A 13,589-nucleotide genomic window follows, 5' to 3' on the forward strand; every position below is an offset into this window, starting at 1 on the left:
TTAAATTTCAATGCGGTTGCCGCCCGCATTTTTGGCTTTGTACATGGCATTATCTGCATGTTTGAGTAATTGATGCTCGTTTTCACCATGTTCTGGATAGCGCGCCACACCAATACTGGGTGAGAGCTGTAAATTATGCTGTTCGAGTTGATATGGCCGTTCAAGCTCTGCACGAATAGTTTCAGCAATAAGCAATACATCAGTCAATAAATCAATACCATTGAGCACTACAACAAACTCATCACCGCCAAAACGCCCTACCGTATCAGAATGTCGCACACAATCACTTAAACGTTGCGCAATACACTTTAACAGTTTGTCGCCGATGAGATGCCCATAGTTGTCATTCACATGTTTAAAGCCATCAATGTCGATAAACAATAAAGACAGGTGGGAGACTTCGCGACGCGCTAAACCAAGAGAGACTTGTAAACGGTCAAAAAACAATGCCCTGTTAGGCAAGTCGGTTAATGGGTCGTGTCCGGCACTATAATGAAGCTGTTGTTCCATCAGTTTTCGCTCAGTAATATCATGAGCAATGGCGATGCGAAATTGGTGGTCTTCAGACCAACGCGCAGACCATAAAACGTGGATGATACTACCGTCTTTACGGATCCAACGATTTTCAAACCGAGGCAGAAGGTTGCCATTCAATAAACCGGCGACCACATTTAATGTCACTTCACCATCGTCCGGGTAAACATGATCAATCATAGGTTTGCCGATGACTTCGTCTGGCGAATAACCAAAAATATCTTCAAATGCGGCACTGACAAAGACAAAATCGCCTTTTTTGTTTACCACACAAACAGCATCTAACATCAGATCCATCACATCTTTAAGTGCCACTAAATCAAAGGTCTTCATGCATACACACCTCGGGTAACGCTTTATATTATGAAAGGATAATACACCCTAGCCTGTAAGGCGAATCAATAATGCTCAGGGTATACGCAACATTACACGTATGATGGGCTGACTTAAACTGAGCCGGTAGGCCGTTATATCACAAGAGTCAAACCCCATGATGACATGACATAATGTTAGCACTCGTAATATCTTGCGTAATATCTTGCGTAATATTAACTGCATTATTGCCAACAGCAATTAACATCACGGCGTTCAAATTTTATCCTTAATTAGACCGAATTGATCGCCAATAAGCAACAAAGCATAACTTATGCAAAAAATCTGGTAATAAAATGACATTAATGCTTTATCCACTATTGCAAACAAACATAAATGCGGTTAAGTTAACTGCAAGTCGATTTACACGACATTGAATGAGTGAATAAATCCTCATTTAAACTGATTAGTTAATACAGCATTAAGAGAACAATTATGAACATCCAAGTGACTACAATCCATCATCATCACCATATGCGGTAGCCTTCGGATGCTTACTGCCGAAGGACGTTATCCTTCTGGTGGTGAACATATTTTCACATAAACCCCTGGAAGGAATTTCAGGGGTTTTTTGTTTTCTATCGTTTTATTTTTATTTAAGCTTTTAAATTTACAACATTTTATATTTAACACATTAAGGAAGTATCACATGAGCCAATCTACACGTTTACGCATCGCCATTCAGAAATCAGGCCGTTTATCAAAAGAGTCTCAACAGCTACTTAAAAGTTGTGGTGTAAAATTCAACGTCAACGAACAACGCCTTATTGCTCACGCAGACAATATGCCAATCGACTTATTACGCGTTCGTGATGATGATATTCCAGGCTTAGTGATGGACGGTGTTGTTGACCTCGGTATTATTGGTGAAAACGTACTTGAAGAAGAGCAACTTGAACGCCAACTAGCCAACAAGCCGGCTGAATTTACAAAATTACGTGAGTTAGATTTCGGTTCATGCCGTTTATCACTTGCTGTGCCTAATGAGTTTAAATACAAAGACGCGAACTCGCTTGAAGGCCTTCGTATTGCAACCTCTTACCCAAATCTGCTGCGTCGTTTTATGCAAGAAAAAGGCATTAACTACAGCGACTGTATGTTAAAAGGTTCTGTAGAAGTCGCGCCTCGTGCAGGTTTATCTGATGGCATTTGTGATTTAGTGTCAACTGGTGCAACGCTTGAGGCAAACGGTTTATATGAAACTGAAGTCATTTACCGCTCAATGGCATGTATTATCCAGTCTAATAAAACTCAATCGACTGAAAAACAAGCTCTCATTAATAAAATCTTATCGCGTATTAATGGTGTTATTCGTGCCCGCGAAAGTAAGTACATTTTATTACACGCGCCACTAGAAACCTTAGATCAAATCGTTGCCCTACTGCCAGGTGCTGAAAACCCAACAGTATTGCCATTAAATGATGATACCAATCGTGTGGCTATTCACGTAGTGAGCACAGAAGATTTATTCTGGGACACGATGGAAGAATTAACCGCACTGGGTGCAAGTTCAATTCTTGTTATGCCAATTGAAAAAATGATGGGGTAACACAGATGCAAATTCTCGATTGGGCGTCTTTATCTACTACTGAGCAGCAACAAACATTAGCGCGCTCACCATTAATCGGTGACGCCAGTGTTGAGCAAGGTGTGCGCGATATTATTGAACAAGTTAGCAGCCAAGGCGACGCGGCGTTAATCAACTTTAACAAGCGTTTCGATGGCGTTGAACTGACCGAGCTTGCGTTAACGGCTGAGCAAATCAGTGCGGCATGTGCCCGTGTCAGTGACGATGTAAAGCAAGCTGTAGCACAAGCCGTGAGTAATATTGAGACATTCCATAACGCCCAAGTGTTTAATGGTGTCGATATTGAAACCCAACCGGGAGTGCGTTGTGAGCTTCGAAGTGAGCCAATTGAACGCGTTGGTTTATATATTCCAGGTGGTACCGCGCCACTAATTTCGACCGTGATGATGCTGGCGTTACCCGCAAAAATCGCCGGCTGTGAAAAGCGCATTTTAGTCAGCCCACCGCCCATTAATGATGCGATTATTTATGCCGCTAATGTGTGCGGGATTACCGAGATATTTCAGGTTGGTGGTGCCCAAGCCATTGCTGCACTAGCATTTGGTACCGAATCTGTGCCAAACGTCGATAAAATTTTTGGCCCAGGGAATCGATATGTCACCGAAGCTAAACGTTTGGTGTCGCAAGACAATCGTGTCAGCGTGTCGATAGATATGCCTGCAGGTCCCTCTGAAGTGCTGGTCATTGCCGACAAAGATGCCAATCCAGCATTCGTGGCCTCTGATTTATTGTCACAAGCAGAGCATGGGGTTGATTCACAAGTCATGTTAGTGACTGACTCAGTTGATTTAGCAAAAGCGGTCAACCAAGCGTTAACTGAACAACTTGCGCAGTTGAGCCGTAAAGACATTGCCGCAACAGCACTTGAATGCAGCCGCAGTATTGTTGTCAGCGACATGGGCGAAGCGGCTAAAGTGTCCAACTTATATGGCCCAGAGCATTTGATTATTCAAACCAATGCGCCCCGTGATGTGCTTAAACAAATACGCGGTGCTGGCTCAGTATTCTTAGGTGCTTATACACCAGAGTCGGTAGGTGATTATGCCAGTGGTACCAACCACGTGCTGCCCACTTATGGTTACAGTCGCTCAGTATCTAGTTTGTCTTTAGCCGACTTTAGCCGTCGCTTTACAGTGCAAGAGTTGAGCGTGCAAGGGTTACAAACCTTAGGTCAAAGCGTCATGGTACTTGCTGAAAATGAATTGTTAGATGCGCATAAAAATGCCATTGCGGTTCGTTTAGCCAGCCTACAATAATGATAATTTAGTGAATTAGAGAACATAGCCATGAGCCAAAACACCGCAGCGCCTTTTGACCCAAAACAGTTGGCCAGACCCGAATTACTTCAGTTAACGCCATACCAAAGCGCCAGACGTATCGGCGGGCGTGGCGATATTTGGATCAATGCCAACGAATCACCGTTTAATAATAGTGATTTAGATAAGGTGAACCGTTACCCAGAATGCCAACCTCCTGAGCTGATTAATGCATACAGTCACTATTCCGCTGTAAAGGCCAGTAACATTGTTGCCAGTCGCGGCGCAGATGAAGCCATTGAACTGTTAATCCGCACCTTTTGTACGCCCGGTGTCGACAGTATTGCCTGTTTTGGTCCCACTTATGGCATGTACGCCATTAGCGCTGCCACGTTTAACGTTGGGGTAACCGCATTAAGTTTAACCGATGATTATCAGCTGCCACAGGCATGGCCAACTCAAATTGGCGCAGCTAAAATCGTGTTTATTTGCAACCCAAATAATCCGACGGGTACGGTGATATCAAAAGAGAACATTGAGAAAGCCATTCAAGCTGCGCCCAATGCCATCGTAGTGGTTGATGAAGCCTATATTGAGTTTTGCCCACAATACAGCGTGGCAGACTTACTTGGCACCTACCCTAATCTGGTCGTACTGCGCACGTTATCTAAAGCTTTTGCATTGGCCGGCGCACGTTGTGGTTTTATGTTAGCCAATGATGCCATTATCGATTTAGTGATGTTAGTGATTGCACCTTATCCAGTACCTTTACCCGTGTCTGAATTGGCAACTAAAGCATTAAGCTCACAGGGCATCGACACCATGCAAACTCAAGTGGCCAGTTTGGTTGAACAAGGTCAACGGTTAAGTGAAGCATTAAGTTCATTTGGCGCTAACGTTCTGCCGGCAAACGGTAACTATGTATTAGCCAAGTTTGAAGATGTTGTCAGCGTAGCTGAGCGGTTACGTGAGGCAGGTATTGTTGCCCGTGCATATAAAGATCCACGCTTAGCTGATGCTATCCGCTTTAGTTTTACCAACGAGCAACAAACCAATGCCATTGTTGCGTTGTTTGACGGCTCAGCGGCATGAACCTATTTAAAACTTGTAAAATTTAATTATAAAAATTACACCCTATTGTTAAGGTAGTCACATGAAACAGAACATATTATTCATCGACCGCGATGGCACATTAGTAGAAGAGCCTGCAATCGACAAGCAATTAGACAGCTTAGAAAAATTGGTTTTTGAGCCGCAAGTGATTCCAGCATTACTCAAGCTACAAAAAGCAGGTTTTCGCTTAGTGATGGTGAGTAATCAAGACGGGTTAGGCACGCCTTCATTTCCAAAAGAAGACTTTGATGCCCCGCACGATATGATGATGCAAATCTTTGCCAGTCAGGGTGTTAAGTTTGACGATGTGGTGATTTGCCCACACTTTAATGACGAAAACTGCAGTTGTCGCAAGCCAAAGCTTGGCCTGGTGAAAGACTACTTAACTCAAGGTAAAGTTGATTTTACCACCTCAGCCGTAATTGGCGACCGAGAAACTGACATTGAGCTTGCCAATGCCATGGGCATTAAAAGCTTTAAATACGACCGCCAAAGCCTTAACTGGGACGACATTGCTAATGCCCTATTGAGCAAAGGCCGTATCGCGACGGTAGTGCGCACCACCAAAGAAACCGACATCACTGTCACTATTGACTTAGACAGTCAAACCAAAGGTTCAATTGAAACCGGTATCGGCTTTTTTGACCACATGCTTGACCAAATTCAAACCCACGGCAATTTCAAAATGGACGTGCACGTCGACGGCGATTTAGAAATTGATGATCACCACAGCGTCGAAGACACCGCGCTGGCCATTGGTGATGCTATCCGCCAGGCACTCGGCGACAAACGGGGCATTGCTCGCTTTGGTTTTAGCTTACCAATGGATGAAGCCAGCGGCGAATGTTTAATGGACATTTCTGGTCGTCCATTCATTAAATTCACGGCTGATTTTGACCGTGAAATGGTCGGCGAAATGGCTACCGAAATGGTGCCGCATTTCTTCCGTTCATTTGCAGACGGTCTTCGCTGCACACTGCACATTGGCTCAACGGGTGATAACGACCACCACAAAGTGGAAGCACTATTTAAAGTATTAGGCCGCACACTTCGCCAAGCTGTGAAGGTCGAAGGCGACATACTGCCATCAAGCAAAGGCGTACTGTAAGGAGTTAACGTGACACAACAATCTGTTTCTTCAAGCAACGACCTCACAGTGATTATCGACACGGGCTGCGCCAATTTAAGCTCTGTGCGATTCGCTTTTGAACGTCTTAACGCCAATGTCGTTGTCAGTGCTGACTTTGATGTTATTCGCAGCGCTGCGCGCGTAGTGCTGCCAGGTGTGGGCACTGCAGGCGCCGCGATGGATGCGCTAAAGCAAAAAAACTTAATCGAGTTGATTAAAAGTTTAACTCAGCCGGTCATGGGTGTGTGTCTTGGCATGCAAATGCTTGCCAGTTTATCAAATGAGCATGGCGGGCGTAGCGAGCAAGATATTACCTGTCTGGGTCTTGTGCCTACAGACATTGGCGATCTTGACAGCAAAGGCTTGCCATTGCCGCACATGGGCTGGAACCAAATTGATGTTGGCGATCATCCGTTATTTAGCGGGATTGAAAATGGCAGCTACGTGTATTTTGTTCACAGCTACCGCGCCCCCATTAGTGAGTACACCTTAGCCAGCAGCACTTATGGCGAATCATTCAGTGCCGCCATTGGCAAAGATAACTTTTTCGGGGTGCAATTTCACCCCGAAAAGAGCGCTAAAGTGGGTGCTCAAATTTTACAAAACTTTCTAAATATGGGGACACCACAGTGATTATTCCTGCCATAGATTTAATTGACGGCCAAGTGGTGCGCCTATACCAGGGCGACTACGACAAACAAACCACCTTTGACTTAAGCCCGCTGGCACAATTGCAGTCTTATCAAGCACAAGGTGCTACGTTACTGCACATTGTTGACCTCACTGGCGCAAAAGATCCCAACAAACGTCAAACCCAGCTGATTAGCGAATTAGCCGCAGGGCTTGATGTTGATATTCAAGTAGGCGGTGGTATTCGCAGTGAAGAACAAGTCGCAGAACTGCTTAATATTGGTGTTAAACGCGTGGTAATTGGCTCACTAGCCGTTAAAGAACCTGAACTGGTTAAAAGCTGGTTTATAAAATACGGCAGCGATGCCATTTGTTTAGCGCTTGATGTCAATATTAATGACGCAGGCGAAAAAATTGTCGCGGTATCGGGTTGGCAATCAGGTGGCGGTAAGTCGCTGGAATCGTTAGTCGACGAGTTTGAAACCGTTGGTTTAAAGCATGCCCTCGTCACTGACATCAGCCGTGATGGCACCTTAACCGGCGCCAATACCGAGCTTTATACAGAGCTGGCAGCAGCTTACCCTCACATTTTGTGGCAAGCCTCTGGCGGTATCGCCACCCTAGATAACGTTGCCGCTGTTCGCGACAGCAAAGCATCGGGCATTATTATCGGCAAAGCCTTGCTGATTAATCAATTTACCGTTGAGGAGGCAATACAATGCTGGCCAAACGCATAGTTCCGTGTCTTGACGTTCGTGACGGCAAAGTGGTTAAAGGCGTGCAATTCCGTAACCACGAAATTGTCGGTGACATCGTTCCCCTCGCCGCCCGTTATGCAGAAGAAGGCGCTGATGAGCTAGTATTTTACGACATTACCGCCAGTGCCCACGACCGGGTAATCGATAAATCATGGGTTAGCCGCGTCGCTGAGCAAATAGATATTCCTTTTTGTGTTGCCGGTGGCATTAAAACCATTGAACAAGCACGGGAAAAACTGGCTTTTGGTGCCGACAAAATATCAATCAATTCACCCGCATTAACCGATCCAAGCTTGATCTCGCGCTTGCAAGATGAGTTTGGTCGCCAGTGTATTGTGATTGGGATTGACTCATACTACGACGAAGCAACCGATAGCTATAAAGTCAAACAGTTTACTGGCGATGAAGCCGCGACCAAAGACACCCAATGGTATACTCAAGACTGGGTTGAAGAAGTACAAAAGCGTGGTTGTGGTGAAATTGTGCTTAACGTGATGAACCAAGACGGCGTGCGCGGCGGTTACGACATTAAACAGCTCAGCATGATACGCGCTATTTGTGATGTGCCGTTAATTGCCTCAGGTGGTGCTGGCACCATGGAACACTTTAAAGCCGTATTTGAACAGGCCAAAGTTGATGCTGCATTAGCTGCAAGCGTATTTCATAAAGGCATTATTGATATTGGTGAGTTAAAGCAATACTTACACGCCAATCACATCGCCATTCGTTTATAACGTTGCCGAAAAAAGAGAATTTTAATGACTGATATCGTATTTGACAGCACGAACATAGATTGGGACAAACAACAAGGGTTGATCCCAGCGGTGGTTCAACATCACCTAACAGGCAAAGTGCTGATGCTTGGGTACATGGACCAGGCGGCTTTAGAAAAAACTCTAGCCACTAAGCAGGTTACCTTTTTTAGCCGCTCTAAGCAGCGTTTATGGACCAAAGGTGAAACCTCAGGTAATACACTCGACCTTATCGCTATCGACAAAGACTGCGACAACGACAGCTTTTTAGTGCAAGTCATTCCCAACGGCCCAACCTGCCACACAGGCACAGAAAGCTGCTGGAAAGACGGCAACGCGCACCCTTTTATTGATAATCTGACCAATTTGATTATTTCACGTAAAGGCCAAAGTGCAGACTCAAGCTATACCGCGTCATTGTTTGAACGTGGTACGAAGCGCATTGCCCAAAAAGTCGGTGAAGAAGGCTTAGAAACCGCACTTGCTGCAGCCACTCACGACAAAGAAGAGCTGGTTAATGAAGCCTCTGATTTGATGTATCACTTAATCGTGTTACTTGAAGACCAAGGTTTATCAATGGCTGATATCAATAAAAATTTATTGGATCGCCACACCAAAGCCAGCAAATAGCATCCATTTAGCCATGCTTTAGTGCTGCTAAATAAACAACAAAAAAGACGCCGCGGCGTCTTTTTTATTATTTCAAAATGGTGAGCATTTAGTTTTTATGGCTTTGAGTAATGGTTAAATTGCCATCAACATGTAAATCACGTTGTGGGTAGGCTATGACCACTTGATGTTCATTAAACAACTCATACATTCTAAAGCGAATTTCACTGCGGCGACGGCGAATATCGGTTTCAGATACCGCACTCACCCAAAAGATTAAATCAAAAATAAGTGCGTTATCGCCAAAGTCTTCAAACAACACTAACGGTTTAGGTTGTGGCAAAATATCATCACGTTCACCAATCACCTGATAAATCAACTCGCGGACTTTAATCACATCAGAACCATAAGCCACCCCAACTCGAATAAAGGTACGGGCGTTTTTATCAATTAAGGTCCAGTTGGTCACGGTGTTTTCAAGTAACTGGCTATTTGGCACCAACATGTGTACGCCATCGTTACGACGAATTAACGTTGAGCGAGTATTAATACATTCAACCACACCACGCGCTTCGCCGACTTCTAAAAAGTCGCCAATACGAATTGGCCGCTCCCACATCAAAATCCAACCACTGATAAAGTTATTAATGATATTTTGCGCACCAAAACCGACACCAATGGCAATCGCACCAGACACAAACGCAAATGCGGTTAATGGAATATTTAAAATCTCCATACTAGTAAACACCAGCACCGCAATACTGATAATAAAGTACATGCGAGTGAATAAATGGATCGCATCAGCTCCAACATTACGACGTTTTAAGGCTTTGACAATCAATCGACCGGCACGAGTAATAATAAACCAGGCTAAAAAGATGTATAACGGCACTTGCAAGAGCTGCAGCAAGGTAATCGGCCGGGTGTCATAAGTGAACACCACAAACGATAAGGCTGATAACAATTCATTAAAATCCATATAAACCTCTTATTGTTCTTATATTCAGTATTGTTGAGCTTGTTAGCGCATCTTTAACGCTATGGTAATACGTGTGTTAGTAAAACCGCTGCTCGCCTGGCGGGCGCGTTTTAAGCAGCTTTAAAAACCACATGTATTGTTCTGGGTAAGCTTTAATCACCTGCTCAACCGCTTTATTTAACGCCAACGCTTCGTTTTCTTTACCTGCCATATCTTGTGGATCTATCGCGGGCATTATCGTCATAACAAATTGCTTAGCTTGTTCATTATAGCCAATATTTACGGGCATCACTTGGGCGTTGCCCGCTTGGGCAAGACGACCCACTACGGGTAATGTCGCTTTTACTGTACCTAAAAACGGCGTAAATACGCTTTTATCTGGTCCTAAATCTTCATCGGGCAAATAAAAGAAGCTGTTATCTTTTTTAAGCTCGGCTAATAACGCGCGGATCCCCGCTTCACGCATGTACACGCGGCCATTTTGGCTAGTGCGCATACGATTACTAAACCAGTTAAACAAACCGTTGCGATGCGCTTTTGCCATCGTTACGATGGGAATTTCCATGTTGACACGTAGCCCTGCGTATTCCATTGGCCACACGTGAGGCATAATAAAAATAATAGGTTGACCAGCATCTCTGGCCGCTTTGACGTGCTCAAAGCCATTCATTTGGATACGACGCTTTAAATGAGCCGTAGATCTAAACAGTAATTCCGCTTGTGAAAGCAGTACCAACACAAACATCCGCACATTGCGCTTAACTAATTCTGCAACCTCTGCTTCCGACCATTCAGGAAAACAATGACTGATATTAATTCGGGCAATATTGATAGGCTTTTTGGCCACTTTCATCACTATGACCGCCAAAAACCTGGCAATAGGGTCACGCACACTGGCGGGTAAAATACCAAATAAAAACAATACCGCTATGGCTAGCCATGTCGCCCAATAACGGGGATGTAATAAGGCCATTTTAAAGCGGGTATCAAAATGTTTTGTTTCTCGAGACAAAAGAACACTCCAAATGAACGTGCACGAACAATACACACTTAAGCTTGATATCTAGGATTATACCAATTCTGTGGCAAACTCAAAAACAAAAGAGCCACTCAATAAAGAGTGGCTCTTAGTAATACAGATCCAGTAAACGGATTTGGCGTATTAACCAGTGATCTATTTCTTACCCGAATTTGCCGCTTCAACGCGTGCTTTTAACTTCTGTCCAGGACGGAAAGTTACAACACGACGAGCAGAAATGGGAATATCTTCACCAGTTTTCGGGTTCCTTCCCGGTCTTTGATTCTTGTCCCTAAGGTCAAAGTTGCCAAAGCCAGATAGCTTGACCTGCTCACCACTTTCGAGTGCTTCACGAATTTCTTCAAAAAAAGACTCTACCATCTCTTTAGCGACACGTTTGTTGATGCCTAATGTTTCAAAAAGATGTTCTGCCATTTCGGCTTTGGTAAGTGCCATACTTTAATCCCTCAACGATGCGTTGAACTCGGTCTTAAGAGCGGATAATACTGAATCCATAGTTTCGGTAATATCTTTTTCTTCAAGTGTACGAGTAGTGTCTTGTAATGTAAGTGCGATAGCGAGGCTCTTTTTGCCAGGCTCAACACCTTTACCTTGGTATACATCGAACAAGTTTAAGCCAACCAACTGATTTTCGCCAACTTTTCTTATCAAATTCATAACATCAGTTGCAGAAACTGCTTCGTCTACTACTAGCGCGATATCGCGACGGTTAGCAGGAAACTTAGATACAGCTTGGGCTAGCGGCAAACGGGCGTGCAATAATGCATCCAGTTCTAACTCAAAAACAATTGTTTTGCCATTGAGTCCAAACGGCTTTTCCAAACTTGGATGGATAGCGCCGATGTAACCAATGACTCGATTATTTCTTAATATTTCAGCACATTGACCTGGATGCAGCGCAGGATGTGTTGCCCCTTTAAAACTAAATTCAGAAGCGGCAACTGTCAAGCCGAGAATTGCTTCTAAATCACCTTTTAAATCAAAGAAGTCGACAGTTTTCGATTCCATTGACCAATGTTCTTCGTTTTGCACACCTGAAATAACCGCGCCCAGCATGGCTTGCTGGCGAACGCCAGAATCTGCTTGTGCATCAGGAACAAAGCGTAAACCCGTTTCAAATAATCGTACTCTATTTTGCTGACGGCTCTGGTTATAACCCACCGCAGTCAGTAAACCGGTAAACATTGACAAGCGCATGGCCGACATTTCAATAGAAATCGGGTTTGGCAATATCATGGCTTCTTCACCTGGATGCACGATATTTTGCATCTTAGGGTCAACAAAGCTGTACGTCACCGCTTCTTGGAAGCCTCGGGCAACAAAAACACTACGAACACGCTTAAGCGAAATATCCGCTTCTTTGTGATCAGGCATTGTTAACGCAGCTTGTGGCGCGGTGTTCGGAATGTTGTTGTAACCGTAAATACGCGCCACTTCTTCGATTAAATCTTCTTCAATCGCCATATCAAAGCGGTACGTCGCGGTAGTAACCTGCCATGAATCATTAGCCGCTTTAACGTTAAAGCCTAAACGCTCTAAAATTTCCACAACGTCAGAATCAGGAATGTGATGGCCTAAAGTTTTGTCTAACTTGTTACGACGTAATGTAATGGTTGCCGCTTTCGGTAAATGCTCAGCAGAAACCGCTTCAATCACTTGGCCAGCTTCGCCACCACAGATGTCCAATACAAGACGTGTAGCGCGATCCATTACCTTATGTTGAAGCTCTGGGTCTACACCACGTTCAAATCGGTGTGAGGCATCTGTGTGTAAGCCTAAGCGACGAGATTTACCCATAATGGCAAGTGGTGCAAAGAATGCACACTCTAACAAGATGTCTTGAGTGTTTTCATTCACACCTGTGCTTTCGCCACCAAAGACACCTGCAAGCGCAACAGCTTGTTTGTCATCGGCAATCACTAATGTGTCATTGGGGATGGTAATTTCGTTACCATCGAGTAACGTTAGCTTTTCAACGCCATCCGCTAAACGTACGGTAATACCGCCATTTAAGGTGTTTAAGTCAAAGGCGTGCATGGGCTGACCAAATTCAATCAACACATAGTTAGTAATATCGACAATCGGGTCGATTGAGCGAATACCGCTACGACGCAACTTTTCCTGCATCCACAGCGGTGTTGCCGCTTTCACATTGATATTTTTAACCACACGGCCTAAATAACGTGGACACAAGTCAGGCGAGACTACATTGATGCTATATGGCGCATCAATCGTTGCGCCCACAGCTTGCCAAGTCGGCTCTGTCACTGCTTGACGGTTTAATACGCCCACTTCGCGCGCAAGACCAGCCATGCCTAAACAGTCAGCACGGTTGGCAGTTAAGTCAACATCAATAATGGCATCATCTAATTGTAAAAACTCACGCACATTAACGCCTAATGGCGCATCGGCTGGCAGCTCAATAATGCCATCGCTTTCGATATCGATACCAAGTTCACCGTATGAGCAAAGCATGCCCATTGATGGCTGGCCACGCAATTTGGCTTTTTTAATTTTAAAATCGCCAGGCAATACTGCGCCCACCATAGCAACCGCAACTTTTAAGCCTAAACGGCAGTTTGGTGCGCCACATACGATGTCGATAAGCTCATCGCCACCCACATTGATTTTAGTTACACGTAGTTTGTCAGCATCTGGATGCTGACCGCATTCAACCACTTCACCAATAATCACGCCGCTAAAATCAGCCGCTACTGGATCAACGCCGTCAACTTCAAGACCTGCCATGGTAATTTGGTGTGATAATGCGTCACGACTTATCGATGGGTTAACCCATTCACGAAGCCAAGATTCACTGAATTTCATCTAA

13 protein-coding genes are annotated in these 13,589 nt (G+C 44.5%); 8 read left to right on the forward strand and 5 right to left on the reverse strand.

Annotation, left to right across the window (positions count from 1 at the left end):
- On the reverse strand, positions 1-867 hold the full coding sequence (locus ACROAE_RS03835) for a diguanylate cyclase domain-containing protein (RefSeq protein WP_432399599.1): 867 nt from the start codon (positions 865-867) through the stop codon (positions 1-3).
- Positions 868-1,555: 688 nt separating this feature from the next.
- Between ACROAE_RS03835 and hisG the strand changes: the two genes are divergently transcribed.
- From hisG to hisIE, 8 genes are all read left to right on the forward strand, one after another.
- Positions 1,556-2,455: an ATP phosphoribosyltransferase gene (hisG, locus tag ACROAE_RS03840; RefSeq protein WP_432399600.1), complete on the forward strand. Its 900-nt coding sequence runs from the start codon at positions 1,556-1,558 to the stop codon at positions 2,453-2,455.
- A gap of 5 nt (positions 2,456-2,460) precedes the next feature.
- A complete protein-coding gene (gene hisD / locus ACROAE_RS03845) occupies positions 2,461-3,750 on the forward strand; it encodes a histidinol dehydrogenase (RefSeq protein ID WP_432399601.1) in 1,290 nt (429 codons plus the stop codon).
- A gap of 30 nt (positions 3,751-3,780) precedes the next feature.
- Positions 3,781-4,842, forward strand: a complete 1,062-nt coding sequence (gene hisC, locus ACROAE_RS03850; RefSeq protein ID WP_432399602.1) for a histidinol-phosphate transaminase — start codon at positions 3,781-3,783, stop codon at positions 4,840-4,842.
- A 61-nt stretch (positions 4,843-4,903) separates the two neighbouring features.
- The gene (hisB, locus tag ACROAE_RS03855) at positions 4,904-5,971 is read left to right on the forward strand and encodes a bifunctional histidinol-phosphatase/imidazoleglycerol-phosphate dehydratase HisB (RefSeq protein ID WP_432399603.1); all 1,068 of its coding nucleotides are present in this window, start codon (positions 4,904-4,906) and stop codon (positions 5,969-5,971) included.
- Positions 5,972-5,980: 9 nt separating this feature from the next.
- Complete coding sequence (gene hisH, locus ACROAE_RS03860) at positions 5,981-6,625, forward strand: imidazole glycerol phosphate synthase subunit HisH (protein WP_432399604.1); 645 nt, start codon at positions 5,981-5,983, stop codon at positions 6,623-6,625.
- Entirely contained in the window at positions 6,622-7,359 is a 738-nt protein-coding gene (hisA, locus tag ACROAE_RS03865) for a 1-(5-phosphoribosyl)-5-[(5-phosphoribosylamino)methylideneamino]imidazole-4-carboxamide isomerase (protein WP_432399605.1), read from the forward strand. The genes hisH and hisA overlap by 4 nt, the downstream gene beginning before the upstream one ends.
- Complete coding sequence (gene hisF, locus ACROAE_RS03870) at positions 7,341-8,114, forward strand: imidazole glycerol phosphate synthase subunit HisF (protein WP_432399607.1); 774 nt, start codon at positions 7,341-7,343, stop codon at positions 8,112-8,114. Before hisA ends, hisF begins: the two co-directional genes overlap by 19 nt.
- 24 nt (positions 8,115-8,138) lie before the next feature.
- Positions 8,139-8,762: a bifunctional phosphoribosyl-AMP cyclohydrolase/phosphoribosyl-ATP diphosphatase HisIE gene (hisIE, locus tag ACROAE_RS03875; protein ID WP_432399608.1), complete on the forward strand. Its 624-nt coding sequence runs from the start codon at positions 8,139-8,141 to the stop codon at positions 8,760-8,762.
- 88 nt (positions 8,763-8,850) lie between these two features.
- Here the strand turns inward: hisIE and ACROAE_RS03880 are convergent, their stop codons facing one another.
- The 4 genes from ACROAE_RS03880 to pheT all read right to left on the reverse strand — a co-directional run bounded on the left by ACROAE_RS03880 (position 8,851) and on the right by pheT (position 13,585).
- The gene (locus ACROAE_RS03880) at positions 8,851-9,720 is read right to left on the reverse strand and encodes a mechanosensitive ion channel family protein (protein ID WP_432399609.1); all 870 of its coding nucleotides are present in this window, start codon (positions 9,718-9,720) and stop codon (positions 8,851-8,853) included.
- Positions 9,721-9,796: 76 nt separating this feature from the next.
- On the reverse strand, positions 9,797-10,732 hold the full coding sequence (lpxM, locus tag ACROAE_RS03885; protein WP_432399610.1) for a lauroyl-Kdo(2)-lipid IV(A) myristoyltransferase: 936 nt from the start codon (positions 10,730-10,732) through the stop codon (positions 9,797-9,799).
- Between the two features lie 162 nt (positions 10,733-10,894).
- On the reverse strand, positions 10,895-11,194 hold the full coding sequence (ihfA, locus tag ACROAE_RS03890; RefSeq protein WP_432399611.1) for an integration host factor subunit alpha: 300 nt from the start codon (positions 11,192-11,194) through the stop codon (positions 10,895-10,897).
- Positions 11,195-11,197: 3 nt separating this feature from the next.
- Complete coding sequence (gene pheT, locus ACROAE_RS03895) at positions 11,198-13,585, reverse strand: phenylalanine--tRNA ligase subunit beta (RefSeq protein ID WP_432399612.1); 2,388 nt, start codon at positions 13,583-13,585, stop codon at positions 11,198-11,200.
- Positions 13,586-13,589 lie beyond the last annotated feature (4 nt).

The sequence above is a fragment of the Shewanella sp. MF05960 genome (assembly GCF_050849305.1).
Taxonomy (GTDB): domain Bacteria; phylum Pseudomonadota; class Gammaproteobacteria; order Enterobacterales; family Shewanellaceae; genus Shewanella.

Bases quoted from the DNA above. Each gene is read 5' to 3' on its own strand.
- ACROAE_RS03835 (WP_432399599.1), bottom strand. From the start codon at position 867: ATGAAGACCTTTGATTTAGTGGCACTTAAAGATGTGATGGATCTGATG.
- hisG (WP_432399600.1), top strand. From the start codon at position 1,556: ATGAGCCAATCTACACGTTTACGCATCGCCATTCAGAAATCAGGCCGT.
- hisD (WP_432399601.1), top strand. From the start codon at position 2,461: ATGCAAATTCTCGATTGGGCGTCTTTATCTACTACTGAGCAGCAACAA.
- hisC (WP_432399602.1), top strand. From the start codon at position 3,781: ATGAGCCAAAACACCGCAGCGCCTTTTGACCCAAAACAGTTGGCCAGA.
- hisB (WP_432399603.1), top strand. From the start codon at position 4,904: ATGAAACAGAACATATTATTCATCGACCGCGATGGCACATTAGTAGAA.
- hisF (WP_432399607.1), top strand. From the start codon at position 7,341: ATGCTGGCCAAACGCATAGTTCCGTGTCTTGACGTTCGTGACGGCAAA.
- hisIE (WP_432399608.1), top strand. From the start codon at position 8,139: ATGACTGATATCGTATTTGACAGCACGAACATAGATTGGGACAAACAA.
- ACROAE_RS03880 (WP_432399609.1), bottom strand. From the start codon at position 9,720: ATGGATTTTAATGAATTGTTATCAGCCTTATCGTTTGTGGTGTTCACT.
- ihfA (WP_432399611.1), bottom strand. From the start codon at position 11,194: ATGGCACTTACCAAAGCCGAAATGGCAGAACATCTTTTTGAAACATTA.
- pheT (WP_432399612.1), bottom strand. From the start codon at position 13,585: ATGAAATTCAGTGAATCTTGGCTTCGTGAATGGGTTAACCCATCGATA.